This is a genomic window from Microvirga solisilvae (assembly GCF_022808595.1).
GTDB lineage: Bacteria > Pseudomonadota > Alphaproteobacteria > Rhizobiales > Beijerinckiaceae > Microvirga > Microvirga solisilvae.
Window position 1 is genome coordinate 1 of record NZ_JAKUCN010000002.1, and the last position, 25,549, is coordinate 25,549.

Sequence of the window (25,549 nt, forward strand, 5' to 3'; positions counted from 1 at the left end):
GCGCGAAGCGCCCGCCGGCGGAATTGATGAGCTCGTAGGAGAAGGTGGCATTGTCCTGGTCGGTGGCCGACAGGATGCCCACCTCACCGCCGACGATCTCCGAGACCGTATCCTTGCTGAGCGTAATGTTGCTCGGCGCGCGGTTCGCTACCACGGTATCAACCCGGACCACGACCGTGTCGGGCGTGGCATGGTCTTCGTCAGTCACGCCAATCGTGAACTCGGTCACATGATGGCTGCCCGCTTCCGCGAGAGGCCGCTCCGCCGCATCGAATTGCAGCACGTCCATGATGATGGCAAGAGAATCGGGACGGCCGGTGAAGGTGTAGATCTTCTTGCCGTCCTTTTCCTCGAAGCCCGGCGTGGCGAGCCCCAGAGGAATGACGAGATCGCCATGGCTGGCGTCGAACGAAATCGTGACAGTGAGCACGTCCTTCTCGTCATCGGCGAAGACAAGGCCGCCGAAGGGGTTTTTCAGGGGGCCATTATCAACGGCATCCGTGCTCTCCCGGCCAGGCTCGACAGATACGTCGGGTGCTGAGTTGGTAGTTTCTGGGCCGACGTCGAAGGTGACGGTCGCTGTGGCAAACCGATGCCCGGTATCATGTGTGGTCACTTTAATAGCCCCTGATGAAGTATGATTTTCGTCTGTGGCCGTGCTCGTCAGCGTGATGGCACGGATGATTTGTGAAACGAATTCCGGCTCCGCCGCCGGTTCGAAGGCGAAGCCCATATCGGCCCCGCTCAGCCAAGCCAGCTCGCCGATCCTCGTGCCGTCGACATGAACCGGCTTGCCGCCGCCAATCCCTTCCGGGAAGGTCACTCTTGTGCCGGCGACATCGATGCCGAGCACATGGGTCAGATCGCCTGCGGTGAGTTCGACGATCAGGATCTCGAGGCCGTCGTCATCGGTGAGCAGGCTGTTCATTCCCACGTCGATACGGCTCTTGCCGCTGGGAGACAGGGTGACGTGATCACCGTCCAGATTGGCGAGGGTCGGAGCTGTATTCTCATACATCTCTCCGCTGGCGTCGGTGATCCGGTCGATCCCCTGATCGAACAACGTCTGGAGCTGAGCCTCGGACAGCACGATCCCTTCGACGAACAGATGATCGGTGAGATGCTCGCTACCGACTATGAGGCTTGCGGTTGCGAGATTGTCGACTTTAATCGTCTGGTTCTCGCTTCCAAAGAAAATATCAAAGCCTTCAATAACCTTGCCGGTCAGATCGCACTCGTCTCCGTGCAGGGTCAGGGTATTGTAGCCCCCTCCCCCGCCATCGATCGTCATGATCCCGGCAAGCTGGGAGCCGTTCAGCTTGATCGTATCCCAAGCATCTGACCCTCGGATGACTTCGATGCTGTCCATGCTGATCCGGTGCAGATCGAAGTCTCCAACACCGTTCAGCTGGAGCGTGTCGGTGCCGCCCCCGCCTCTGATCTCGTCGCCTGTATTGAGATCGGTGCGCTGCGTGACGAAGGTATCGGCGGCTTCCGTCCCGCTGAGGTTGTCGACACCTGCGGTCAGGTTTTGCGTCAAGCCTTCGGTGCTATCGTCGATCAGCTTTGGGAGGCCTGATAATGCTGCCTCAGACATCCTTGGTCCTTAAATCAATTCGTGTTTTTAAACTTTATAACGTTATTATTGCGGCGCAATTAAATTCCGCCTTGCTTTGAAACCACCTTGCGATTTTGCACACACCGAGAGCTTTGTTTCTTATTATCTCTCAATCATGGGATGTATTCCGCGAAGCTCACACAACTCGCTACAAAGATACGTACCACAAGCCCGACGCAAGCTAGGCCCTGTAGAAAGCGAATAAATTCAAAAGCCATGTCTCGGGGGCAAGCGGATGGTTCTCAAACTACGTTCGATCAAGACTCGTGTTCTGCTGCTGGCGGGAGCGGGCTTCGTCACGGCCTGCACGGTTCTGACCTTTGCTGGTTCGCAGATCATGATGAGCAAGGGCCGGAGCGAGGCGATCGTGACGGCGAACACAATGCTCAATCAGTACAAGGATTACGTACAAGGCGAGATCGACAGGGCCGTGGCCGCTGCAGTGGTCACGAAATCGACCGCCGAAGCCATCGCCTACGACTACAAGGTGGAGCGCGGAGAGCTTGCCGAGATTCTCGCGCTCACCGTCGAGAGCCAGCCCGATCTGATCGGCATGGCGCTTGCCTTCGAGCCGGATGCCCTGGACAGGAAAGACAAGGAATTCCTGGCCGATACCTATTCGGACCCGACAGGCCGCTTCGCGCCGTATTTCTTCTGGACGAAGGAGAGAAAGGTTTCCGTCGAGCCTCTCAACATGAAGGGCGCCGAGAGCTGGTACGACAAGCCCCTGCGCGAGAACCGCAACCAGATCACGCCGGCCTATCTCTATCCGGTCAATGGTGAGGAAGTGCTGATGTCGACCGTCAGCGTCGTCATCCGCCGCGACAAGACGCCGATCGGCATCATCACGGCCGATATCGGTCTGAAGAAGATCTCGGAGGAGATCGGCGGTTTGAAGCCTTTCGACGAAGGCTCCGTGAGCCTTGTCGGCTCGGGCGGCTTGTGGGTTGCCAACAAGGATGCAGGGCTTCTTGGAAAACCATCCGAAGACAAGGTCATCGCCGAACTGAGCGAGAAGGCCAAGGCCTCGCCGACCGGCTATGCGGATGCCACGATCACGGATGCCTCGGGCAATGAGATCTACCGCGCCGTGGTCCCGGTGAGCTTTCCCGGAATCGAGGAGCCCTGGCTTCTCTCCATCGCCGTGCCTTCCGATGCCATGGTCGATGGCGCCATCGACGCGCGCAACCTGATGCTGCTGACCGCCGGCGGCCTGCTCGTGCTGGCCCTCTTGGGCGCTTGGTTCGCGGCCCGCTCCCTCGCCAATCCGATCATCCGCATGACGGAAACCATGAAGACCCTCGCCCAGGGAGACACCACCGTGACGGTCACCGATCTCAAGCGCGTCGACGAAATCGGCGCCATGGCCGGTGCGGTGCAGGTGTTCAAGGATGCGCTGATCGCCAAACGGGAAGCCGATGAAGCGGCAGCCATCGAGGCGGAGGCGAAGATGCGCCGCGCGCAGGTGCTCGATCAGCTGACCCGGCAGTTCGAGGCGAATGTCTCCGTGCTCACGACCGGTCTCGCCTCTGCCGCCACGCAGATGGAATCGACCGCCCAGTCCATGACCTCGGTGGCCGATCAGACCACGAGCCAGTCGGTGACGGTAGCCTCTGCCGCCGAGCAGACTTCTGCCAACGTGCAAACGGTCGCCGCCGCCACGGAAGAGCTGTCGATCTCGATCCGCGAGATCGCGTCTCAGGTCGGCCAGTCCTCTCGCATCGCCGAACAGGCGGTTCTGGATGCACGACGCACCAACGAGACTGTCCAGACGCTGGCGAGCACCGCCGAGCGCATCGGTGACGTGGTGCAGCTCATCAACAACATCGCGTCGCAGACCAATCTGCTCGCGCTCAACGCCACCATCGAGGCGGCTCGCGCGGGCGAAGCCGGCAAGGGCTTTGCGGTCGTGGCAAGCGAGGTGAAGCATCTCGCCACACAGACCTCGAAGGCGACGGAGGAAATCTCCGCCCAGATCGGCTCTGTGCAGCAGGCGACGAACGAAGCCGTGCAGGCGATCCAGGCCATCGCCCGCACGATCGGCGAGATGAGCCAGATCTCGACCTCGATTGCAGCAGCAATGGAGGAGCAGGGTGCGGCGACCGCGGAAATCTCCCGCAACGTGCAGGAAGCCGCCCGCGGCACCGAAGCGGTGACCGGCAATGTTCACGAGATGCGTCAGGGCGCGGGCGAAACCGGTCAGGCGGCTGCGCAGGTGCTCACCTCCGCGCAGGAGCTGGCCCGCCACTCGGAGACGCTCAGCCACGAGGTTAGCTCGTTCCTATCGGGCGTGAAGGCGGCGTGAGGCTTTAAACGTTTCGGATAAGATTGGGAGGGCGATTGCCGCCAAGGCAATCGCCCTTATTCGTCAGATGACGACGAAGTCCGCTGCCGAGGCAGGCTTCTTGGCAAGGTTGGCGAAAACGACTGCCGAGCCGCGGCCACTGCCATCCGCATCATAAGATAGATTGCCGGTCTTGGTATCATAGAGAATGAAATCGTTGGCATCGCGCGCCTTTACGCCGATGCCGCTCTTGAAGAAGTTCTTGTTCAAGGTGCCTGTCTTGGTGAGCTTCTTGAACACTGCATTCTCCAGATAGATCGTATCGTCCCGATAGCTGAAGTCGGTAATCCGATCGAAGTTCGACTTGGCACTCAGCTTGGTATTGAACACGAAGAAGTCACGCCCCGTTCCGCCGGTCAGATAATCGTTGCCGAGACCGCCATAGAGCGTGTCGTTTCCGCTTCCGCCATAGAGCTTGTCGTTGCCTGCCTTGCCGTCCACCTTGTCATTACCGGCATCGCCGCTGACGATATCGCCTGCTATGCCGCCACTGATAACGTTGCTCAGCGCATTGCCGGTCAGTCTCAAGGCGCCTAACCACGAGGCGCTCGACGCGATCAGGTCTTCAATATTGGCGGTCAGGGTATAGCTGGCGGTTGTCAGAACCGTATCGGTTCCTTCGCCGGCGTTCTCGAAGATGACGTCGGAGCTCTGATCGACAGCGTAAGTATCGTCGCCGATGCCGCCCCACATGGAATCCGCGGCCGCGTTTCCATCCAGGTAATCGTCACCTTTCCCGCCGAACAGCATATTGGAATTGGCATTTCCTCTGAGATAGTTGGAGAGATCGTTGCCAATGCCGTTAACGGCATTTCCGTTAAAGCTCAGAATGAGATTCTCGACGAAGGGCAGCACCTCAAGGCTGAAATCCACCCAGGATTCGACTGTGTCGTCACCTTCCCCATCGTTCTCCGTGATGACAACTTTATTGTGCTGAATAACGTAGAAATCGTCTCCGACACCGCCCGAGAGACGGTCCAGACCGTCTCCACCGCGAGCAGCGCTTCCGCTATCCAGAATGTCGTTGCCTTCATTCCCGACAAGGGTATTGGCCTCGAGGTTGCCACTGATGACATTGTCGAGCCCGTTTCCGATTCCAATGGTTGCGCTGCCACCGAGATACAGGTTCTCGATGTTGGCGCCACTGGTTTTCAAGTTGAAATCGACAAAGGAAAAGACACTGTCCTGGCCGTCGTTTTCTGCTTCGACAAGCGTTACATCTCCTGAATTGATGATGTAAGTATCGTCGCCGGCGCCACCCTTGAGGGTGTCCTTGCCGCCATTCATAGCCCTGAGAAGATCGTCTCCGCCCGCTCCGTCGAGGATATTGTCCCCGTCATTGTCGTCGATCATGTTGTTGAGATTGTTGCCGGTCCCGTTGATGTTCCCAGCTCCGGCAAGAAGCTCCAGATTCTCAACATTGGCGCTCAACGTATAGCTGATCGATGCCCGCACGAGATCGGTAATACCGCCTCCGGGGAGTTCGCGAACCTCATCGCCCTCGTTATCGACGTAGTAAATATCGGTCCCTGCCCCGCCGATGAGCGTGTCGGCGCCAAGGCCACCGTCCAAGATGTTTAGCGCCGAATTACCCGTGATGAGATTGTTGAGGTCATTTCCAATGACGCCGACCCATCCGTCAGCCTCTGGCAGAGTGAAGGGCGCTGTTTCACCGTCTTCGAAGACATAGGCATTCCTGGCGGGATCAAAGACCGGCATAGGGGCTCCTGAATTTAATGTTACGCAATAACATACATTCCAGGAGATAAATCAAGGGATTCTGTACCCCTGATCCGATCTTATGACTGGGAGGTGACCAGAAGACCTATTACTCGTCGTCCGGCGCCTTCGCCGGGATTTCCTCACCGTCGATGGCGATGAGTTTCTGGCGCACCCGCTCCAGCCCTTGCGTAAGACGGGTGAGTTCCTCGGCCATGGCGTCCTGCATGGCGGCGGCGGCATCCGGGAACTCCTCCAGCACGCGGCGCATGAGGCTGGGCGTCACGCGGATCACCGTGGAGGCTTCGCTCGCCGTGGCCGTGGCGGGACGGGCGATGCGGGTGAAAAGAGCCGATTGTCCGATCAGCGAGCCGGGACCTGCCACGAAGGCCGCAGGGGAGCCGTCCTCATTGGCATCGAGCGCAATCGCGCCCCGGCTCACCACATAGCCGCCATCCGACCGGTCGCCCTTGCGGAACAGCACATCGCCCGCACGAAGAGACCGGCCTTCCGAGGCGAAGGCCACGAGGCGCAGGGCGTCCCGCTCCAAAAGGTTGAACAGGGGCGCTTGCGAGAGGATCGCGATATCGTCGTCGAGGGCCATGGTCTTACGGGATCAGCTTGTAGCCGCCCGGCTCGGTCACCAGGATGCGGGCGTTGGAGGGATCGGCCTCGATCTTCTGGCGCAAACGATAAATATGCGTTTCCAGCGTATGGGTGGTGACGTTGGAATTGTAGCCCCAGACCTCGGTGAGCAGCGTGTCGCGCCCCACCACCGCCTGACCGGCGCGGTAGAGATAGCGCAGGATCGCCGTTTCCTTTTCCGTGAGCTTGAGCTTCGAGCCCTTCTCGTTGGTCAGGAGCTTGGAGCCCGGGCGGAAGGTGTAGGGGCCGATCTGGAACACCGCATCCTCGCTCGCCTCGTACTGGCGCAGCTGCGCACGGATGCGGGCCAGCAGCACGGCGAACTTGAAGGGCTTCACCACGTAATCGTTGGCGCCGGCCTCAAGGCCCATGACAGTGTCGGTGTCCGAGCCCTGGCCGGTGAGCATGATGATGGGGCTGCGGAAACCGTTCTGGCGCATGACCTTCACAGCCTCGCGGCCATCCATGTCGGGCAGACCCACATCCATGATGGCGAGATCGATCCGGTCGCCCTTTACCGCCTCGATCGCGGAGCCGGCCGTCTCGGCGACGGTGACCTGGAATTCGCCCTGGAGCCCCAACTGTTCGGCCAGGGTGTCGCGCAGGTCCTGATCGTCGTCCACGACGAGGAGGCGGCTGGCATTCGACATCTCAAACCCTTTAACAACGGTGGACAGCAAGAAGCTGGGCAATTGACGGGGACGGAACCGGGATCCGTTCCCTGTTTTCAGGCATGATTGTCAAGGCTTCTCAAAACCCTGCCGAGGTCAAGCTTCACGCTTTCCGATCACGCTCGTTGCATTAGAGTAGTCATTCCCAGCTTGACAACAAGGGGCAGAGCCTGCCCTTCCACGGCTATGAAGCGCACTCGCGTCAATGTCATCCGCGTCCACCGCTCCCCGCTCGACCACCGACGCGGAGTGCTCAAGGCCGGCAATCTCACCCTCCCCTGCGCCATCGGACGCTCCGGCACGAGCCATTCCAAGCGCGAAGGCGATGGCGCCTCGCCGGTCGGACGCTTCCGCCTGCTGCAGGCCTTCTACCGGGCCGACCATGGCCCCCGCCCCCGCACGGGTCTAAGGCTGAAGACGATCCGCCCCTCGGACGGCTGGTCGGACGATATCCGCGACCGGCGCTACAACAACCTCGTTCCGCTCCCCTGCCCGACGAGCCATGAGAAGATGTGGCGGGATGACGGCCTTTACGACGTGGTGATCGATATCGCCTGGAACCGGGGGCCGATCCGGCGCGGACGCGGCAGCGCCATCTTCCTGCATCTTGCCCGCCCCGGCTTCCTGCCGACGGAAGGTTGCGTGGCGGTGGAGCCCCGCATGATCCGCCGCCTCATGGAGCTGATCGGGCCGCAGACGCGGATCGAGATCATCGCTTAAGCCATGATCCTGGTCGCCATCTGCTCCGAATACCCTCACCCCACGCCTAACCTCGAAGCGGTACTGGATGCGCTCCGCGCGCTGGGTGTGGAGGCGGATTTCGTCCCGTGGAAAAGCACGCCGATTTCGGTCTTCGCCGAAGCCAGCGCCGTGCTGCCCCTGTGCTGCTGGGATTATTACGATGACCCGGCTGCCTTCATGGATTGGATCGACGCTCTTGAGACACGTGGCGCGCGACTGCTCAACGAGCCGTCCCTGCTGCGCTGGAATTTCCGCAAGACGTATCTTCTGGAACTCGCGAAAGCGGGACTTCCCGTTCCGAAAACATTTCATCTGCCTTATGCAAACCACGTCGTCATTGTGAAGATCATGGAAGCGCAGGGCTGGCAGACCGCCGTGCTGAAACCCGTTTCCAGCCAGAGCGGCCACGGTGTGCAGAAGCTCGTCTGGGCGGAGCGTGATCGTTGGTCTATCGATGATCGCACCACCGACATGCTGCTGCAGGAATTTCAAGCAGATATCGCCTCTCTCGGCGAGACGACGATGACCTTTATCGACGGCGTGTTCTCTCACGCAGTCCGGCGCGTTCTGAAGCACGGCGAATGGAGAGCCAACCCTCAGTTCGGGATCACCTATGAGCCCGTTACGGCAACCTCGGACATGATCGACGCGGGCACATCGTATCTCGCACATCTGCCGCAAAAGCCGCTTTATGCCCGTGTCGACGGCATCGCCCGCGACAGCGGCTTCATGCTGACCGAGCTGGAGCTGATCGACCCCTATCTCTACTGCGAATTCGCCCCCGGCAGCGCCGAGCGCTTGGCGCGCGCCATACTTCAAAGGCTCGGATGAGAGGACGCGGAGCCGTTTCCGCGCCCTCCTCTTTTTCCATCAGCGTTTCACGGCCTCGTAAAATACCTCCGGCGTGTCGACTTCCTTCAGCCTGCCTTTCTCGATGACGAGAAAACGCGTGCCGATGGTTTTGACGAAGCTTCGGTCGTGGGACACCACGATGCAGGTGGCGTCCGAATCCAGGATCTCGTCCTCGAGCTGTTCGCGGCCCGGTATGTCCACGTGGTTGGTGGGCTCGTCCATGAGATAGAAATTCGGATCGGACAGCCGCAGCGCCAAAAGCCCCAGCCGCGACTTCTGTCCCGGCGACAACCGCTCGATGGGAAGGCCCTGACGCTCGATGGAAAAGCCCGCCTCCGCCAGAACCGCGCGGCTTCTCTGATCGCCGAGCCTGAACCGGGACAGGATGAAATCATGCGCGCTCGCCTTTTGCGGCAATTGCGACATGTCCTGATCCACATAGCCCAGCGCAAGGCTCGGGCTGAACCGGATGCCGGGCATTTCCTCCTCCTGCGACAGGGCACGATGCAGCAGGCGGATCAGCTGCGATTTGCCTGCACCGTTGGGCCCCAGCAGCACGATGCGGTCGCGTTGCGCGATTTCGAGTTTTTGAACCGCGAAAAGATGTCGCCCGTCCGGCGCCTGCACTACAACGTTCTCCAGCGCCAAAAGCACGCGCGCATGGGTGCCGCGATTGGCGAGCCTGATCTCACCGGAGCGTTCCTTGTGCGTGGCGCGCGCCGTCTGCTCCAGCGCATCCGCGCGGCGCTTGATCTGCGCCGATTTGATCTGCGCCGCGTCACTGCCACTGTTGATGCCCACATTGCGCAATTCCTGCGCGCTCTGGCGCAGGCGCTTCACCTCGCGCAGGGTCTTGTCCCGCTGCGCCTGGGCTGCCGCGTCATGCTCGTCCAGCAGCACGCGGGCGCGCCTGTAGGGATGCGCGAAGGAGATGGATTCGTCTCGCCGCAAGAAGAGTGTTTTCGTGGTGCAGGCATCGAGAAAATCGCGGTCGTGGCTCGCGATCACGATAGGCGTGGCATAAGCCGCATTGGCGATCCATTCCTCGAGCTGGAACAGCTTGTCGAGATCGAGATGGTTCGTCGGCTCGTCGAGGAGCAGCATGTCGGGCTCGGTGATCCAGGCCCGCGCGATCAGCGCAAGGCGCTGCCAGCCGCCGCTGAGCGAACGCACCGGCAGATGCCGGAGGTTTTCAGGGGTCTCGAACCCGTCGAGTACCATGTCGGCGCGCCAGTCCTGGCCTTCCCGCTCTTCTGGCGAAAGAGCCTGAAGAAGCGCTTCGTGGAACGTCAGGTCGAGCAGGCGCTCAGGCACGTCCTGCTCCACGAAGGCGAGGCGTAATCCGCGCGAGCGGACGATCTCGCCGTGAGTGGGTTCGGCAAGCCCTGCGAGGCATTTGAGAAGGGTCGATTTTCCAGCGCCGTTTCCGGCCACGAGACCGATGCGGTCTCCTTCGCCGATGACGAGGTTCAGGTTCTGGAACAGGGGTTCATGGGCAATGACGGTGACATTGCGAAGGCTCAACGAAGCCATGGGGATCTCTTAAAGTCAGGCGCATCGTCATGAGACGGGAGGCGCAAAATCTTGAACGTGTCGGGCACGCCTTGAGCCCGCGAGACTCATGGCGCGAAAAGCCGTTCAGAGCTGACCTTTGAGAGATGAAGACGAGAAGCGCCTAGATCCGTTCGATGGTCGGCCCTGCAACAAGCTGCTGCAGGGCATGCCAGGGGCCGAACATGCGATGCTGGTATTGCTCACACATGCAGCCCTCCCTTGGTTCGAACGTTGAGCGATGGTCTGAAATTTAACGGCAAAGCGGATGGGATGCAATCCCTAGGACCTCACGCACTGAGGCTTCCGAGGTTCAAACCTCGTACAGTCGCTTTCGCGCAATCTCGACATAACCCGCATCCGCCTCGAAGCCGATGAAGCGGCGGCTCAGCTGCTTCGCGGCGACGAGAGTCGTGCCGCTGCCGCAGAAGGGATCGAGTACGATCTGGCCCTCCTGCGTGGTGAGCTCGATGAGAGCCTGCATCAGGCGAACGGGCTTTTGGGTTGGATGCAAACCGCCCTCTCTCGGCATGAAGCCGATATCAAGCACGTTGTCGGGATCCGACACGTATTTGAGCAGTGCATCCTGATTATAGGCTCCGACACCGTGAATGAGCGCATTATCCGCGAGTGTCGCGCCGATCTTGTAGGGTTTGGTGAGCCACAGAACCGGCTCGAAGGTGGGGCGCAAGTTGCCGACGCGCCAGCCGTCCCATTCTCTTGCAGCTTCTTCATCGCCGCGCCGCTCATAAACGGCGCTCAGACGCTGCGCGCGATGCGGCGCGCGCTCGCGCATCCAGGCGAGCATGTCCTTGTAGGAAAAGCCTGAATCCTCCATCGCCGCGATACAGCGATGGGCAAGACGGCGGCCCGCAAAGACGAGCGCCGAGCCGCCTGGCTTCAGCACGCGCAGCCATTCGGGCGCCCAGGTGAGGCACCACTCATAGTATTCCCGCGGGATGGCGCGGTCGGCCTCCGACCAGCCGTTGATGGGCTTGCCGCGCTTCTTGAACACGGCACCCGCCTTAGCCTGAGCCGGGCTCGCGCCGAGGTAGGCGGAATTGGTGTTGGTGTGCAGCACATCCCAATCCTCGGCGCCGATGCCGTAGGGAATGTCGCTCAGGATCAAGTGCACGCTCTCATCGGGCAACGTCTTGATGAGGTCGATGGAGTTGCCGGCCAGCACATCGTTGAGCGTCAGCAGCCGCTCATTAGCGGAGGCGATATGACGAAGATGAGCTGGTGCATGCGCCACTGAAAATCGAGCCAGGTTGGAAGGATCTTGGGAAACGATCCTATTCCAGTGCCGATGAAGCATCTTCGCGTCAATCTTCGAGCAACCCATCTTTTTCAAACCCGCCGCGCTTAACGGCACTCCAGGCATGAGATTCTCAATCCAGAGGATGACCCGGTCACCCTGAAACCTGTCTCCAAGTCGGAGATGATATCTGACCCAAACAGGCTTGGACGAACTTCATTCTAGGAAGATGTCTTATGAAGAACAGCGGCTTTGACTTTCAGTTATCTCCATTCGTTCGCCTCAAAGGCGATGGCTATGGAGGATTGATCGCTCTTGTGCTTCTCTTACGGCTCCCTGATATGGGCTCAGTGAGAGAGACTATTAGCTCCATATGGGTCATGTTAGTTCCGCACCTCAATTAAGCGCGGAATGAATTATCATTGAGCTTCATTGGGCAGATTTCGACCGCGCCCCGAAAATCGCGCTGCCCACCCGCACGTGGGTGGCGCCGAGCTGGATCGCCTCGTCGAAATCGGCGCTCATGCCCATGGAGAGCACTTTTAGTCCGTGCTTCTTCGCGATGGTGTTGAGGAGCGCGAAATGGGGCGACGGCGGGTCCTCTGCCGGGGGAATGCACATGAGGCCCTCGATCGTGAGGCCGTATTTCGTGCGGCAGGCCTCCAGAAAGGCATCGACTTCGCCCGGTGCGACGCCGCCCTTCTGCGGCTCCTCGCCCGTGTTCACCTGAACCAGCAGGCGCGGTGCCCTGCCCTGCTTGGCGATCTCCTTGGCGAGGGCTTCGGCCAGCGACGGCCGGTCGAGGGTGTGGATCGCATCGAAAAGCTCAACCGCTTCCTTGGCCTTGTTGGACTGGAGCGGCCCGATCATGTGCAATTCCACATCCGGATAGCGCTGGCGCAGATCCGGCCATTTGGCCTTGGCCTCCTGCACGTAATTCTCGCCGAATACCCGCTGGCCTGCGGCCAGGACCGGCTCGATGGCCTCGGTTGGGAATGTTTTCGAGACGGCTACCAGGGTGATGCCGGAAGGATCGCGCTCGTAATCGGACGCGGCGCGGCCGATCGCCTCCCGCACCTCCTGCAGACCCTCGACGGGGTTGTTCTCTCTCATGGCACCCTCTCAAAGCCGTCTCCGCTACGCGAAACCGTTGACCGCGCGGGAGAGCTGTGTCCTAGTCCGCCGCAACCCGGCAGCGCAAGCTGCTTCGCTTATCAACGACGGATGTGCTGAAGAAAATGAGGCCTGAGCGCTACAACGCCAAGGAAGCCGAGCTGAAATGGCGGAAGGTCTGGAACGACCGCAACCTGTTCAAGACCAACAACGACGACCCGCGTCCGAAATACTACGTGCTCGAGATGTTCCCCTATCCGTCAGGACGCATCCATATGGGCCACGTGCGTAACTACACCATGGGCGACGTGGTGGCGCGCTACAAGCGGGCCCGGGGCTTCAACGTGCTCCATCCGATGGGCTGGGACGCCTTCGGCATGCCGGCGGAGAACGCCGCGATGCAGAACAAGGTCCACCCGAAGGAATGGACCTATGCCAATATCGCGACCATGCGCGCCCAGCTGCAATCGATGGGCCTGTCCATCGATTGGAGCCGCGAGATCGCAACCTGCGATCCGAGTTATTACAAGCACCAGCAGCGCATGTTCCTCGATTTCCTCGAGAAGGGCCTGGTGGACCGCAAGACCGCCAAGGTGAACTGGGACCCGGTGGATCACACCGTGCTTGCCAACGAGCAGGTGATCGACGGGCGCGGCTGGCGCTCGGGAGCTCTGGTGGAGCAGCGTGAGCTGACCCAGTGGTTCCTCAAGATCACCGATTACGCTCAGGACCTCGACGACAAGCTCGACACCCTCGACCGCTGGCCGGAGAAGGTGCGCCTGATGCAGCGCAACTGGATCGGCCGCTCGGAAGGTCTGCTGGTGCGCTTCGCCCTGAAGCCGGATACCGCTCCCAACGGCGAGACCGAACTCGAGATCTACACGACGCGCCCCGACACGCTGTTTGGCGCGAAGTTCATGGCTGTCGCCCCGGATCATCCGCTGGCGAAGGCCGCTGCCGCGAAGAATCCGGAACTCGCCGCTTTCATCGAGGAAGCCAAGCGCGTCGGCACGGCGCAGGAGGCCATCGACAAGGCGGAGAAGCTCGGCTTCGATACGGGCGTGCGCGCCGTGCATCCGTTCGACCCGAACTGGACGCTGCCGGTTTACGTCGCGAACTTCATTCTGATGGAATACGGCACCGGCGCCATCTTCGGCTGCCCGGCGCATGACCAGCGCGACCTGGATTTCGTGAACAAATACGGCCTCGGCAACACGCCCGTCGTATGCCCGCCGGATCAGGACGCCTCGTCCTTCGTGATCACCGATGTCGCCTATGATGGCGAAGGCCGGATGATCAATTCGCGCTTCCTCGATGGAAAGACCATCGCGGAAGCCAAGGAAGAAGTAGCAAAGCGCCTCGAAACCGAGACGCGCAACAACCGTCCGGTGGCTGAGCGCAAGGTGAATTTCCGCCTGCGCGACTGGGGCATCTCGCGCCAGCGCTATTGGGGCTGCCCGATCCCGATCATCCATTGCGACGATTGCGGCGTGGTGGGCGTGCCGAAGGATCAGCTGCCCGTGGTGCTGCCGGAGGACGTATCCTTCGACGTGCCGGGCAATCCGCTCGACCGTCACCCCACCTGGCGGCACGTGAACTGCCCACATTGCGGCAAGGCGGCTCGTCGCGAGACGGACACCATGGACACCTTCGTGGATTCGTCCTGGTACTTCGCCCGCTTCACCGACCCGACCCTCACCGACAAGCCGACGGATCGCGCCACGGTCGATTCCTGGCTGCCGGTCGATCAGTATATCGGCGGCATCGAGCACGCGATCCTGCACCTGCTCTATTCGCGCTTCTTCACCCGCGCGATGAAGAAGACGGGACATGCCGGTTTGGACGAGCCCTTCGCCGGCCTGTTCACGCAGGGCATGGTGGTGCACGAAACCTACAAGGACGCCAATGGCGCCTGGGTGCTGCCCTCCGACGTGCGCTTCGAGGTGCAGGGCGCAACCCACAAGGCCTTCCATGTGGAGACCGGTGCGCCCATCGAGATCGGCTCCATCGAGAAGATGTCGAAGTCGAAGAAGAACACGGTCGATCCGGACGAGATCATCGCATCCTACGGCGCCGACACGGCCCGCTGGTTCATGCTCTCCGACTCGCCACCTGAGCGCGACGTGATCTGGACCGAGGAAGGCGTGCAGGGCGCGGGCCGCTTCGTGCAGCGCGTGTGGCGTCTCATCGGCGAGATCGCGGACCGCCTGAACGGTGGCAACGGCGCTGCCGCCGAAGGTCCGATCGGGCTTGCCGTGCGCAAGGCCGCTCACAAGGCGCTCGCCGCCGTGGAAGACGACGTGGAGCGCCTGCGTTTCAACCGTTGCGTGGCGCATCTCTACGAATTCGCCAACTCCCTGCAGGATCTGGCGAACCAGGCCAAGGCCTCCGACGAGCCCGGCCTCTCTTCCGCATTCAAGGAAGCAGGCCGCATCTTCGTTCAGCTGCTCGCTCCCATGATGCCGCATCTGGCGGAGGAATGTTGGGAGGCGCTTGGCCAGGACGGCCTCGTGACCGATACGGCTTGGCCCGTGCTCGACCGCTCGCTGCTGGTCGAGGACACGGTCACCATGCCCGTGCAGGTCAACGGCAAGAAACGCGCCGACGTCACCGTGGCCCGCGATGCGGATCAGGCCACGATTGAGGCCGCCGTGCTCTCGCTTGATGGCGTGCAAAAGGCTATGGAAGGAAAGCCTGCCCGTAAGATCATCGTCGTTCCCCAGAGGATCGTGAATGTCGTCGTCTAAATTCCTGGCCCGCTTTGCCCTGATTGTCGGCCTTTCCTTAAGCCTGACCGCCTGCTTCAAGCCGCTCTATGGCCCTACGGCCTCGGGCGAATCGCTCCAGACGGTTCTGGCTTCCATCGATGTTCCCGAAATCGATTGGCCGGATAACCGGGCAGTGATCGGCCATCATCTGCGCAGCGAGCTGATCTATGCCCTGAACGGCTCGGGCTCCGACACGCCGAAGCGCTACTTGCTGAACGTGTCGCTGGTGACGTCGCGCACCACGCCGGTTGTCGACAGCCAGAGCGGGCGTGCGAGCTCCGCCATCGTTGGCGGCACGCTCAGCTATACGCTGACGAGTCTCGACGGGACCAAGATCGTGACGCAGGGAACGGCCACCTCCTCGACGAGCTATGACCGCAACAGCCAGCGCTTCGCCACCCTGCGCGCCGGCCGCGATGCCGAAATCAGGCTCGCCAAGGTCTTGGCGGAACAGGTGAAAACGCGACTGGCGGCGACACTCTCCGCCGGCTCCTAAAGCATTTTCCGCAAAAGTGGATCCGGTTTTGCGAAAGAAAATGCGTCTTTTCAAGAAGTTAGAACATCTCCCTACTTACCGGGGGATGTTCTGAGATGGTCGCCGTCAAAGCCGGTGACGTGGATGGGGTGCTCAGGCGCCCCAATCCGCAGATCGGCGTGTTTCTTTTCTATGGCCCCGACATGGGCCTCATCAACGAGCGCGCCCGCGTTGTCGCGGAGCGCTCGGTGGATGATCCATCGGATCCTTTCCAACTCATCCGCATCGATGGCGACGACATCGCTTCCGATCCCGCGCGCCTTGCGGACGAGGCAGGCACCATGGGCCTGTTCGGGGGCAAGCGTGCGATCTGGGTAAAATCCACCTCGCGCAACATCGCACCCGCCGTCGATGCGGTGCTGAAAAGCAAGCTGACGGACACTGTGATCGTCATCGAAGGCGGCGATCTCCAGAAATCTTCGCCCCTGCGTACTCTTTGCGAGCGGTCGCAGAATGCTCTCGCCCTGCCCTGCTATGCGGATACGGGCCGCGACCTCGGCACGGTGGTGGACGAAACCCTGAAGGCCAATGGCTTCTCGATTACCCGCGATGCACGCACCGCGCTGATCGCCAGCCTCGGCGGCGATAGGCTCGCGACCCGGGGCGAATTGTCGAAGCTCATGCTCTACGCGCACGGGCAGCGTGAAATCACTCTCGAAGATGTCGATGCGATCATGAGCGACGTGTCGAGCCTTGCGATGGACGCGGTGGTCGATGCCGCTTTCGGCGGAGAAGGCACGAATCTCGAAATCGGTTCACGACGTCTGGCGGCGGAAGGCGTGCACGCCTCCGTGCTGTTGGGCGCCGCACTCCGTCATGCCCTCATGCTGCTCAGCGCTCGCCTCACCGTGGAAGAAGGACGCCCCATTCCGACGGTGATGGAAACCATGCGCAGCCTGCATTTCCGGCGCAAGCCGCTGGTCGAGCGCCATCTTCAGCGCTGGACGAGCGAGACCTTGAAGCAGGCTATCGCACTGATCCAGGCGAGCCTTCTCGAAACGCGTCGCATGGCCAATCTCGACGACACGATTGCTGCAAAAACGCTGCTCGACCTTGCGCGCATGGCGCGGCGGTGATCCTTAATTTTTAGATACTTAGACTTCAGAAGATGAGTGGCTTCGCAAGTTTCTCATAACCTGGCCTATGCCAACTCTTATAATCCGAACCATTCGGCTCGTCATAAAGCGAACTCAAAAAGTCATCGAAGGAGTCGGCCTGATGCCAAATCTGGTCGTTGCCATCAGTGCCCCAGATATTCGTGCTATGGATCCAACAGAAGATCTGGCCGTAATCTTCTGAGCGCAACGACATCAGAATTTCCAGACCGCCCGGATTGCAACCGATGAAAAACATATCTGGCGGCGTGCCCCTACGATAAACCTCTCCACGCCAGTATCGCTCAGCGGATGCCCAAGAGTAGAATGGGTTGACTAAAGTGACGGGCTCCGTGGACGGGTAACGCTCAAGCGGCACAGTGTAACGGAAGAGGCGCGGATAGACGCGCCCGCCATTGAACGCGAGCATGAAACGACGATAGCCATCAGGCAGGACATGACCTGTCCTGCGCTCCCAATCGGCAATGTCCTGCCGTGGATCCTTGACGAAAGACCAGTCGCGCTCGCCCTCGTTCCAACGCTCTGTGACGGGAATGATCAAACGACGCACGGATATATTCCTGAGCCCGACCGTTTATGCTCGCCTTACGGATTCAACCGTCGGCACAGGCCGTCGAGCTGCTCCAAGGTCTTGTAGCGAATACGCAATTCGCCGCCATTGCCCTTGTGCTCGATGGAAACCGTGAGGCCCAGCACATCCTGCAGCACGCGTTCCAGCGCGCGGGTATCCGGGTCCTTCTGCACCTTCGGCTTCGCGGCGGATTTCGCTTCCACCTTGGACGGCTCGGCGTTTTCCGTCTGCGCAATGGACTCGACCTGGCGCACGCTCAGGCCCTGGTCCATCACCTGCTTGGCGACCGACATCGGGTCCTTCACGGCGAGCAGCGCGCGACCGTGACCGGCGGAAAGCTTGCGATCGACGAGAAGCTTCTTCACCGGATCGGGCAGATCGGTAAGGCGCATCATGTTGGCGATGTGGCTACGGCTTTTACCGATGATCTTTGAGAGATTCTCCTGCGTATAGGAGAACTCGGCCATCAGGCGCGCATAGCCTTCGGCTTCTTCGATGGGGTTGAGATCAGCGCGCTGGACGTTTTCGAGAATGGCGTATTCGAGCGAGGTCTTGTCGTCGATATTGACGATGACGACCGGCACTTCGTGCAGGCCCGCCTTCTGCGATGCGCGCCAGCGGCGCTCGCCGGCAACAATCTCATACGAGTCCATCTTGTTCGGCAAAGGCCGCACGACGATGGGCTGGATGATGCCGCGGTCCTTAATGGACTGGGTCAGCTCCTGCAGCTCCGTATCCTCGAACACCTTGCGCGGATTGCGCGGATTCGGAACGAGAAACTCGACGGGCACCTTCTTCTGCCCGCCCTTGTTCGCGCCTTGCATGGTGCCGATCTCGGCACCGACTTCGCCGATCAATGCGGCCAAGCCCCGGCCGAGCGACTTCGCTTCTTTCGCCATTGTTATTCTCTAACTTTGTTTAAGCGGCGCGTAAGGAACGCTCACGCTGAATGATTTCGGATGCCAAACGGAGATAGGCCTGCGAACCCGTGCACTTGATGTCGTAGAGTAGCACCGGCTTGCCGTGTGACGGTGCCTCGGACACACGCACGTTTCGCGGGATCATGGTCTCGTAAACCTTGTCGCCCATGAACTCGCGCACGTCGGCCACCACCTGCCCCGATAGATTGTTGCGGGGGTCAAACATGGTGAGCACCACACCGTGGATCGTGAGTTCCGGGTTGAGGGCCGAACGGACCTGTTCGACCGTCTTGAGCAACTGACTGAGGCCTTCCAGCGCGAAAAATTCGCATTGGAGAGGCACTAGAACGGCGTCAGCAGCGGTCAAGGCGTTGATGGTCAAGAGATTCAAAGAAGGCGGGCAATCGATCAAAACATAGGTAAAGGGATCGATTACTTTTTCGGCCATCAGACCCTGAATCGCGATGCGAAGGCGATGAGCACGGTCGCGCTCGTTCGCAATCTCCAACTCGATGCCAAGCAGGTCGAGAGTCGAGGGTGCAACGTATAATCCGGGCACAACCGTCTCAGTGATGCTCTCAGCAATCGAGGCTTCACCGGCGAGCACGTGATAGGTCGAGACCTCGCGGCTCTTGCGGTCGATCCCCAGTCCCGTCGAGGCGTTGCCCTGCGGATCGAGATCCACGATCAGCACCTTCTCGCCGATGGCGGCGAGCGCCGTGCCAAGATTGATGGCCGTCGTCGTCTTGCCGACGCCACCCTTCTGGTTGGCGAGCACAAGAATACGGGGCTTCACGCCACGCGCTCCAGCATCAGGTTCGCTGCGGTCGGTCATCATGAATGGCTCTCGATGGAGGTTATGCGAAGAATCCTGGCCTCGGAATCGGTGCGGCTCGGCAGGATATCTGCCTCGAATGTCCACCTTTTCCGGGCCTCGGTCAATTCGGACTCGGCGTCCCGCCCCTTGGGGAAGAGGCCGGTTGTCCCCGTTTTCAACATGGGCTCAGTCCATTCCAGCAACTGGGTTAACGAGGCCAGAGCCCGGGCGGAGACCACATCGGCCTTGCCGATGAAGTCGGGAATCACAGTTTCCAGCCTTGTCGCATGAACCGTGACAGTGGAACCCGTCAGACGCGCCACATGGCGCAGGAAAGAGCATTTGCGGGAATTGCTCTCAACGAGATGGACCTTCAGCCCCCTCTCCTGCCCGGCAATGGCGAGCACCAGACCCGGAAAACCGGCTCCGGAGCCGAGGTCGACCCAGGTCTTGGCCTCGGGCGCCAGCTTCAGAAGCTGGAGGGAATCGACGATGTGGCGGCCCCAGATCTGGTCCAGCGTGGCAGGGCCGACGAGGTTCTTGATCGCCTGCCAGCGGCGAAGCTCGCGCTCCAGAAGCTCAAGCTTCTCTTGCGTTTCACGTGAAACATTCATGGGGGCAGATACGGCTGCGCTCATGATGCCACCGAATCCATGGCTCGGGAGCCCCGCGAGGATGATTTCTTGGCATGGGCAGCGAGTAGGGTCAGCGCCGCAGGAGTAATCCCCTCGATCCGAGCTGCCTGACCAAGCGTTTTGGGGCGGACCAGATCGAGCTTGGCCTTGATCTCGTTCGACAGGCCCGGCAGCCCCTGGAAGTCCAGCGTCTCTTCCAGGACGATTCCCTCATCCCGGCGATACGCGGCGATATCGGCCTGCTGGCGGTCGAGATAGACGGCGTAGGTCGCGTCCGTTTCCAGGCGCTCCTGAACCTGCGGGCTCACGGCGGCGAGTTCAGGCCAGGCCTTGGCGAGGTCGTTCCAGCCGATCGTCGGGTAGGACAAGAGTTGATAAGCGGAGCGCCGTACACCGTCCTGGTTCAGGTTGAGACCCTGGCGGGCGGCCTCCTGAGGGGTCAGGCTCAAGCCCTGGAGTTTCTCGCGGATGGAAAGGATCTCTTCCTGCGACTGCCGGAAATGGGCCTCGCGCTTTGAGCCGACGCAGCCGATTTCCAGGCCTCTCCCCGTCAGGCGCTCGTCCACATTGTCGATGCGCAGGCTCAGACGGTATTCGGAGCGGGAGGTGAACATGCGGTAGGGCTCACTCACGCCCCGGGTGATCAGGTCGTCGATGAGCACGCCGATGTAGGATTCGGCCCGGTCGAAAACCACGCTCTCCTGCCCGGCAGCGCGACGGGCGGCATTGATGCCGGCCACAAGCCCCTGGGCTCCTGCCTCCTCATAGCCCGTCGTGCCGTTGATCTGACCGGCCAGAAAGAGGCCCTTCACGGCCTTGGTCTCAAGTCCGGCGGTGAGATTTCGTGGGTCCACATAATCGTATTCGATGGCATAGGCGGGCTGGATCATCCGCACCTTCTCGAGACCCGGGATATGCGCCAGGAACTCCAGCTGCACGTCCTCCGGCAGGGAGGTCGAGATGCCATTGGGATAGACGGTGATGTCGTCGAGCCCTTCCGGCTCCAGGAAGATCTGGTGGCCGTCCCGGTCCCCGAAACGCACCACCTTGTCCTCGATGGAGGGGCAATAGCGCGGGCCGGTGCCCTGGATATCGCCGGAATACATGGCCGAGCGGTGCAGGTTGCCCCGGATCAGCTCATGCACCTTGGCCGTCGTGCGGGTGATACCGCATTCGATCTGAGGCGTGGTGATCCTGTCGGTCAGGAGCGAAAACGGCACCGGATCCTCATCCGCCGCCTGCTTGTCGACGCCTGACCAGTCGATGGTGCGGCCATCAAGGCGCGGAGGCGTACCGGTCTTCAGGCGGCCAAGGGTGAAGCCGAGCCGGGCGAAAGTCTTCGGCAAGCCGAGCGATGGGCGCTCGCCCATGCGGCCTGCGGGGATCTTTTTCTCGCCGATATGGATGAGGCCGGAAAGGAAGGTACCGGTGGTAATGACCACGGCACCCGTCACAAGCGTCCGGCCGTCAGCTAGGAGAAGGCCGGTCACACGCCCGTCCTGTACGACCAGATCGTCCGCCTCCCCTTCCACGATGGTGAGGTTCTGGGTTCCAAGCAGCTCCGCCTGCATGGCGCGGGCATAAAGCTTCCGGTCGGCCTGGGTGCGCGGGCCGCGCACAGCAGGGCCCTTGCGGCGATTCAAGAGACGGAACTGGATTCCTGCCTTGTCGGCGATACGTCCCATGACGCCATCGAGGGCGTCGATCTCGCGAACCAGATGGCCCTTGCCGAGACCGCCGATGGCCGGGTTGCAGGACATGGCGCCCACGGTCGCGAGCTTATGCGTGACAAGAGCCGTGCGCGCGCCCATGCGCGCCGAGGCGGCGGCGGCCTCAGCACCGGCATGGCCACCACCGACCACGACCACATCGAAGATGTCAGGCGTCAAAATCTGACTCACGGGAAACTCCATGCCTGGGGTCTATGGCCTCGCAGCAGAGAGGTCAAAAGGGCAAAATGTTCCACGTGAAACATTCACCCCTGCCCACCGGTTCTGCACACGATTCACACAGGCTGTGCAGAAGCGATTCAGCACCATTCAACCGATTCGTGAACAGGCCTTCCGAAGAGTCACACAGATTCGCTTTATCGTTACCCGAGCCGCTATTTGCCGATGCAGAAGCTGGAAAACAGGCGATCCAGCACATCCTCAACATCGACGCGACCAGTAATCTCGCCCACGGCGCGGGCCGCCAAGCGGACTTCCTCAGCGGACAATTCCAACGGACCGCCACTTGCTAACAGGGCGCGGCCAGCAGCTAGGCACTGAAGGGCGCGCTCAAGAGCCTTGCGATGACGCTCCCGGGTGAGGATCGCATCGCCCTGCCCAAGTGCTTCTTCGGCCTCCCGTTCGAGCGCGGCGATCAAGTCGGGAATCCCCTCCCCCGTCGAGGCAGAGATGAGGACATCGCAATCGTGACGGTTCCGATTCAAATCGGTCTTGGTCCCGACCTTCAGAAGACGGCGGGCGGGTGGAGCTTTTGTCTCCTCGCCTTCCGGGGGGACGAGCCAGAGCACGAGGTCGGCATTCTCGGCACGGGCGCGAGCACGGGAGACGCCCTCCTGCTCGATCACATCTGCGCTTTCCCGCAGGCCTGCCGTATCGACGATGACAACAGGTAGACCGCGGAGATCGCAATGGACCTCGATCACGTCACGGGTGGTTCCGGCAATGGGTGAGACGATGGCCACATCCCTCCGGGCGAGCGCATTGAGCAAAGTGGACTTACCCGCGTTGGGCGGACCCGCGAGCACGACGGTGAAGCCCTCGCGCAGACGCTCGCCGCTACGGTTCGATAGGGCCTGCCCGATCTCGGCATGAAGGTTGTCGAGCCGCTGCAGAATGTCCGCCTCCAGATCCTCCGGCACATCGCCCTCATCGGAAAAGTCGAGGCTCGCTTCGAGCAAGGCGAGAGCCAGCAGGATCCCTTCGCGCCAGCGCTCGGCAGCGTTGCCCAGGCGGCCTTCGAGCTGGAACATGGCCTGACGGCGCTGGGCCTCGGTCTCGGCGTCGATCACATCGGCGAGGCCTTCGACCTGGGAAAGATCCATCCGTCCGTTGAGGAAGGCGCGGCGGGTGAACTCCCCTGCTTCGGCCGGGCGACAATTCGGGATGCTACTGAGGACCTTGAGTATCGCCGCCCGTGTGGCGAGGCCGCCATGGATATGGAGCTCCGCCTGATCCTCCCCCGTGAAGCTGCGTGGTCCCGGCATCCAGAGCACCAACGCCTGATCGAGCGGCTCACCGGTCTTTGACTCGCGCAGGATACGGACGGCGGCATGGCGGGGCTCCGGCACGGAGCCGCCGAGGCTCTCCAGAATGGTCCGGCTCTCAGGCCCGCTGATCCGGATGATGCACACGGCCGCGCGGCCATGGCCGGAGGCGGTGGCGAAGATGGTGTCATCCGAACGCATGAGTTTGACCCTCTATGGACCTCTGACCCAATCGGGCGATTATGGTTGAAGAACGCTTAACGCGAGACGGAACAAGGATCGGTTCTGATCCGAATCGATCAACCCTTTTCACGTGACGTCTCATTCGGAGCAGGATCCATGAACCGTCTCGGAAATGCCAGTTCGCCCTATCTCCTGCAGCACCGGGACAATCCTGTCCATTGGTGGGAATGGGGACCGGAGGCGCTTGCCGAGGCGAAGCGGCTGAACAAGCCCATCCTCATCTCCATCGGCTATGCCGCGTGCCACTGGTGTCATGTGATGGCCCACGAGAGCTTCGAGGATCCCGGCGTGGCTGCGGTCATGAACGAGCTCTACGTGAACATCAAGGTCGACCGGGAGGAGCGGCCCGATGTGGACCATGTCTATATGAGTGCGCTCCACCTTCTCGGCGAACAGGGCGGCTGGCCGCTCACCATGTTCCTGACGCCGGAGGGGGAGCCCTTCTGGGGTGGTACCTATTTCCCGAAAGAGCCGAAGTTCGGCCGGCCCGGCTTCGTGCAGGTGCTCAATGAGATCAGCCGCCTCTATCACGCGGAGCCGGAGCGCATCCTCAAGAACCGGGATGCCTTGAAAGCGCATCTCGCGAAAGGTGCGGAATCCGATGGCGGGTCTCTCAGTCTCGCCGATCTCGACCGGATGGGCCTGCGCCTGTCGGAGCTGATCGACACGCAGCATGGCGGTCTCCAGGGCGCGCCGAAATTCCCCAACCCGCCGATCCTCGAATATCTCCTGCGCTATACCCGTCGCACCAACGACGCGGATGCCCGCGCGAAATTTCTTCTGACGATGGAGCAGATGGCGCTCGGCGGAATCCACGACCATCTCGGCGGAGGCTTCGCCCGCTACTCGGTGGATGAGCGCTGGCTCGTGCCGCATTTCGAGAAGATGCTCTACGACAATGCGCAGCTGCTGGAGCTCTACGCGCTGGCTTATGCAGAGACCGGACGCGCGCTGTTCAAGGATGCGGCGGACGGCATCGTCATCTGGCTCGAGCGGGAGATGGTGACGCCGGAAGGAGCCTTCGCCTCGAGTCTCGATGCGGATTCGGAAGGCGAGGAAGGTCGCTTCTATGTGTGGAGCCTCAGTGAAATCCGTGACGTGCTTGGCGATGAAGACGCAGCCTTCTTCGCGAAAGTTTACGACATCACCGAGGAAGGAAACTTCGAAGGCCACAACATTCCGAACCGGCTGATCACGGGCGAGGCCCCTGCTCCGGTCGAAGAGCGTCTTGCGATCATGCGCGCGAAATTGCTGGAGCGTCGCGCATCACGTGTGCGTCCTGGACTCGATGACAAGGTGCTGGCCGATTGGAATGGGATGATGATGTCCGCCCTCGTGCGCGCCGCTCCCCTCCTCGATCATCCGGAATGGATCGCGCTCGCCGCACGTGCCTATCGTTTCATCTCCGCTTCGATGAGCCGCGATGGCAGGCTCGGACATTCCTGGCGCGAAGGCTCGCTGATCTTTCCCGGCTTCGCGCTCGATCATGCGGCCATGATGCGGGCGGCGCTGGCTTTGCATGAAGCAACGGGTGACGCCTCTTACATGCGCGATGCACGAACCTGGCGCGATGTGCTGCTTGCCGAATTCATGATCGAAGAGAGCGGATGTCTCGCCATGACGGCAAGGAGCGCCGACCCGCTCGTCGTCAGGCCCCAGCCCACTCATGACGAAGCGGTGCCCAATGCCAACGGCGTGTTCGCGGAAGCGCTGGTGCGGCTGGCGCAAATTACGGAAACGCAAACCGATCACCAACGGGCCACGCAGATCCTGACCTCACTCGTCGGCATCGCCCGCTCCTCCCCGCTCGGTCACACCTCGATCCTGAATGCGCTCGATCTTCACCTGCGGGGGTTGAGCATTCTCATCACGGGAGACGATGCAGAGCCGCTTCATGCGGCAGCCTTGCAGATACCCTATCTCGACCGCAGCGTGAGATGGTTGAACGACGATGAGGTGCTGGATGAAAACCATCCGGCGAAGGCTCTCCCTTCATCGCGTGAAGGTGCGCAAGCACTCGTCTGCGCAGGCCAACGCTGTTCGCTCCCGCTCAAGACGCCGGATGCTCTGACGGCTCGGGTGAAGGAGATGCTGTCGGCGTAGGAACAGGAACGCGACCCGGAGATTTCATCTCCGACAGCCCTGGGAGCGGCCATGTTCTTTTTCTTCTCGAACCGACTCGGATGCGCAGGTTCGCTCCTGATTTCCGCAGGCCTCAC

Annotated in this window: 20 protein-coding genes; 7 read left to right on the plus strand and 13 right to left on the minus strand. The window is 61.2% G+C overall.

Annotated features, from left to right (window positions below; genetic code table 11):
- On the minus strand, positions 1-1,597 hold a 1,597-nt coding region (locus MJ639_RS04525; RefSeq protein ID WP_243369035.1), incomplete at its 3' end, for a hypothetical protein.
- 256 nt (positions 1,598-1,853) lie between these two features.
- Between MJ639_RS04525 and MJ639_RS04530 the strand changes: the two genes are divergently transcribed.
- The gene (locus MJ639_RS04530; RefSeq protein WP_243369036.1) at positions 1,854-3,923 is read left to right on the plus strand and encodes a methyl-accepting chemotaxis protein; all 2,070 of its coding nucleotides are present in this window, start codon (positions 1,854-1,856) and stop codon (positions 3,921-3,923) included.
- Between the two features lie 63 nt (positions 3,924-3,986).
- Here the strand turns inward: MJ639_RS04530 and MJ639_RS04535 are convergent, their stop codons facing one another.
- From MJ639_RS04535 to MJ639_RS04545, 3 genes are all read right to left on the minus strand, one after another.
- On the minus strand, positions 3,987-5,681 hold the full coding sequence (locus MJ639_RS04535) for a calcium-binding protein (protein WP_243369037.1): 1,695 nt from the start codon (positions 5,679-5,681) through the stop codon (positions 3,987-3,989).
- Positions 5,682-5,790: 109 nt separating this feature from the next.
- Positions 5,791-6,285: a cyclic nucleotide-binding domain-containing protein gene (locus tag MJ639_RS04540; RefSeq protein ID WP_243369038.1), complete on the minus strand. Its 495-nt coding sequence runs from the start codon at positions 6,283-6,285 to the stop codon at positions 5,791-5,793.
- Between the two features lie 4 nt (positions 6,286-6,289).
- Positions 6,290-6,976 carry a response regulator transcription factor gene (locus tag MJ639_RS04545; protein WP_243369039.1) on the minus strand — a complete coding sequence of 229 codons (687 nt, stop codon included), beginning with the start codon at positions 6,974-6,976 and terminating at the stop codon, positions 6,290-6,292.
- A 207-nt stretch (positions 6,977-7,183) separates the two neighbouring features.
- On the opposite strand from MJ639_RS04545, the gene MJ639_RS04550 reads away from it, so the two are divergent.
- Positions 7,184-7,717: a L,D-transpeptidase family protein gene (locus MJ639_RS04550; RefSeq protein ID WP_243369040.1), complete on the plus strand. Its 534-nt coding sequence runs from the start codon at positions 7,184-7,186 to the stop codon at positions 7,715-7,717.
- 3 nt (positions 7,718-7,720) lie between these two features.
- Positions 7,721-8,569 (plus strand): ATP-grasp domain-containing protein, encoded by an 849-nt coding sequence (locus MJ639_RS04555; RefSeq protein WP_243369041.1) that lies wholly within the window; start codon positions 7,721-7,723, stop codon positions 8,567-8,569.
- Between the two features lie 39 nt (positions 8,570-8,608).
- Here the strand turns inward: MJ639_RS04555 and MJ639_RS04560 are convergent, their stop codons facing one another.
- The 3 genes from MJ639_RS04560 to MJ639_RS04570 form a co-directional block, all read right to left on the minus strand.
- On the minus strand, positions 8,609-10,123 hold the full coding sequence (locus MJ639_RS04560) for an ABC-F family ATP-binding cassette domain-containing protein (RefSeq protein ID WP_243369042.1): 1,515 nt from the start codon (positions 10,121-10,123) through the stop codon (positions 8,609-8,611).
- A 331-nt stretch (positions 10,124-10,454) separates the two neighbouring features.
- Entirely contained in the window at positions 10,455-11,396 is a 942-nt protein-coding gene (locus MJ639_RS04565; protein ID WP_243369043.1) for a DNA-methyltransferase, read from the minus strand.
- A 432-nt stretch (positions 11,397-11,828) separates the two neighbouring features.
- Positions 11,829-12,512, minus strand: coding sequence for a YggS family pyridoxal phosphate-dependent enzyme (locus MJ639_RS04570; protein WP_243369044.1), 684 nt, complete (start codon positions 12,510-12,512; stop codon positions 11,829-11,831).
- 125 nt (positions 12,513-12,637) lie between these two features.
- Between MJ639_RS04570 and leuS the strand changes: the two genes are divergently transcribed.
- The 3 genes from leuS to holA all read left to right on the plus strand — a co-directional run bounded on the left by leuS (position 12,638) and on the right by holA (position 16,891).
- Complete coding sequence (leuS, locus tag MJ639_RS04575) at positions 12,638-15,259, plus strand: leucine--tRNA ligase (protein WP_243369045.1); 2,622 nt, start codon at positions 12,638-12,640, stop codon at positions 15,257-15,259.
- Complete coding sequence (lptE, locus tag MJ639_RS04580) at positions 15,246-15,776, plus strand: LPS assembly lipoprotein LptE (RefSeq protein WP_243369046.1); 531 nt, start codon at positions 15,246-15,248, stop codon at positions 15,774-15,776. Before leuS ends, lptE begins: the two co-directional genes overlap by 14 nt.
- A gap of 95 nt (positions 15,777-15,871) precedes the next feature.
- Complete coding sequence (holA, locus tag MJ639_RS04585; RefSeq protein WP_243369047.1) at positions 15,872-16,891, plus strand: DNA polymerase III subunit delta; 1,020 nt, start codon at positions 15,872-15,874, stop codon at positions 16,889-16,891.
- A 25-nt stretch (positions 16,892-16,916) separates the two neighbouring features.
- Here the strand turns inward: holA and MJ639_RS04590 are convergent, their stop codons facing one another.
- The 6 genes from MJ639_RS04590 to mnmE all read right to left on the minus strand — a co-directional run bounded on the left by MJ639_RS04590 (position 16,917) and on the right by mnmE (position 23,288).
- The gene (locus MJ639_RS04590) at positions 16,917-17,480 is read right to left on the minus strand and encodes an SMI1/KNR4 family protein (RefSeq protein ID WP_243369048.1); all 564 of its coding nucleotides are present in this window, start codon (positions 17,478-17,480) and stop codon (positions 16,917-16,919) included.
- 35 nt (positions 17,481-17,515) lie between these two features.
- Positions 17,516-18,400 carry a ParB/RepB/Spo0J family partition protein gene (locus tag MJ639_RS04595; protein WP_243369049.1) on the minus strand — a complete coding sequence of 295 codons (885 nt, stop codon included), beginning with the start codon at positions 18,398-18,400 and terminating at the stop codon, positions 17,516-17,518.
- Positions 18,401-18,419: 19 nt separating this feature from the next.
- Complete coding sequence (locus tag MJ639_RS04600) at positions 18,420-19,259, minus strand: ParA family protein (RefSeq protein WP_423790754.1); 840 nt, start codon at positions 19,257-19,259, stop codon at positions 18,420-18,422.
- Positions 19,256-19,876, minus strand: a complete 621-nt coding sequence (gene rsmG / locus MJ639_RS04605; protein ID WP_243369050.1) for a 16S rRNA (guanine(527)-N(7))-methyltransferase RsmG — start codon at positions 19,874-19,876, stop codon at positions 19,256-19,258. The genes MJ639_RS04600 and rsmG overlap by 4 nt, the downstream gene beginning before the upstream one ends.
- Positions 19,873-21,774, minus strand: coding sequence for a tRNA uridine-5-carboxymethylaminomethyl(34) synthesis enzyme MnmG (mnmG, locus tag MJ639_RS04610; protein WP_243369051.1), 1,902 nt, complete (start codon positions 21,772-21,774; stop codon positions 19,873-19,875). Before mnmG ends, rsmG begins: the two co-directional genes overlap by 4 nt.
- A gap of 203 nt (positions 21,775-21,977) precedes the next feature.
- The gene (mnmE, locus tag MJ639_RS04615) at positions 21,978-23,288 is read right to left on the minus strand and encodes a tRNA uridine-5-carboxymethylaminomethyl(34) synthesis GTPase MnmE (protein WP_243369052.1); all 1,311 of its coding nucleotides are present in this window, start codon (positions 23,286-23,288) and stop codon (positions 21,978-21,980) included.
- 138 nt (positions 23,289-23,426) lie between these two features.
- On the opposite strand from mnmE, the gene MJ639_RS04620 reads away from it, so the two are divergent.
- Complete coding sequence (locus MJ639_RS04620; RefSeq protein ID WP_243369053.1) at positions 23,427-25,433, plus strand: thioredoxin domain-containing protein; 2,007 nt, start codon at positions 23,427-23,429, stop codon at positions 25,431-25,433.
- Positions 25,434-25,549: the final 116 nt, after the last annotated feature.

Excerpts from the sequence above, each read along its gene's own strand:
- MJ639_RS04530 (WP_243369036.1), top strand. The coding sequence starts at position 1,854 with ATGGTTCTCAAACTACGTTCGATCAAGACTCGTGTTCTGCTGCTGGCG.
- MJ639_RS04535 (WP_243369037.1), bottom strand. The coding sequence starts at position 5,681 with ATGCCGGTCTTTGATCCCGCCAGGAATGCCTATGTCTTCGAAGACGGT.
- MJ639_RS04540 (WP_243369038.1), bottom strand. The coding sequence starts at position 6,285 with ATGGCCCTCGACGACGATATCGCGATCCTCTCGCAAGCGCCCCTGTTC.
- MJ639_RS04545 (WP_243369039.1), bottom strand. The coding sequence starts at position 6,976 with ATGTCGAATGCCAGCCGCCTCCTCGTCGTGGACGACGATCAGGACCTG.
- MJ639_RS04550 (WP_243369040.1), top strand. The coding sequence starts at position 7,184 with ATGAAGCGCACTCGCGTCAATGTCATCCGCGTCCACCGCTCCCCGCTC.
- MJ639_RS04555 (WP_243369041.1), top strand. The coding sequence starts at position 7,721 with ATGATCCTGGTCGCCATCTGCTCCGAATACCCTCACCCCACGCCTAAC.
- MJ639_RS04560 (WP_243369042.1), bottom strand. The coding sequence starts at position 10,123 with ATGGCTTCGTTGAGCCTTCGCAATGTCACCGTCATTGCCCATGAACCC.
- MJ639_RS04570 (WP_243369044.1), bottom strand. The coding sequence starts at position 12,512 with ATGAGAGAGAACAACCCCGTCGAGGGTCTGCAGGAGGTGCGGGAGGCG.
- leuS (WP_243369045.1), top strand. The coding sequence starts at position 12,638 with ATGAGGCCTGAGCGCTACAACGCCAAGGAAGCCGAGCTGAAATGGCGG.
- lptE (WP_243369046.1), top strand. The coding sequence starts at position 15,246 with ATGTCGTCGTCTAAATTCCTGGCCCGCTTTGCCCTGATTGTCGGCCTT.
- holA (WP_243369047.1), top strand. The coding sequence starts at position 15,872 with ATGGTCGCCGTCAAAGCCGGTGACGTGGATGGGGTGCTCAGGCGCCCC.
- MJ639_RS04595 (WP_243369049.1), bottom strand. The coding sequence starts at position 18,400 with ATGGCGAAAGAAGCGAAGTCGCTCGGCCGGGGCTTGGCCGCATTGATC.
- MJ639_RS04600 (WP_423790754.1), bottom strand. The coding sequence starts at position 19,259 with ATGATGACCGACCGCAGCGAACCTGATGCTGGAGCGCGTGGCGTGAAG.
- rsmG (WP_243369050.1), bottom strand. The coding sequence starts at position 19,876 with ATGAGCGCAGCCGTATCTGCCCCCATGAATGTTTCACGTGAAACGCAA.
- mnmE (WP_243369052.1), bottom strand. The coding sequence starts at position 23,288 with ATGCGTTCGGATGACACCATCTTCGCCACCGCCTCCGGCCATGGCCGC.
- MJ639_RS04620 (WP_243369053.1), top strand. The coding sequence starts at position 23,427 with ATGAACCGTCTCGGAAATGCCAGTTCGCCCTATCTCCTGCAGCACCGG.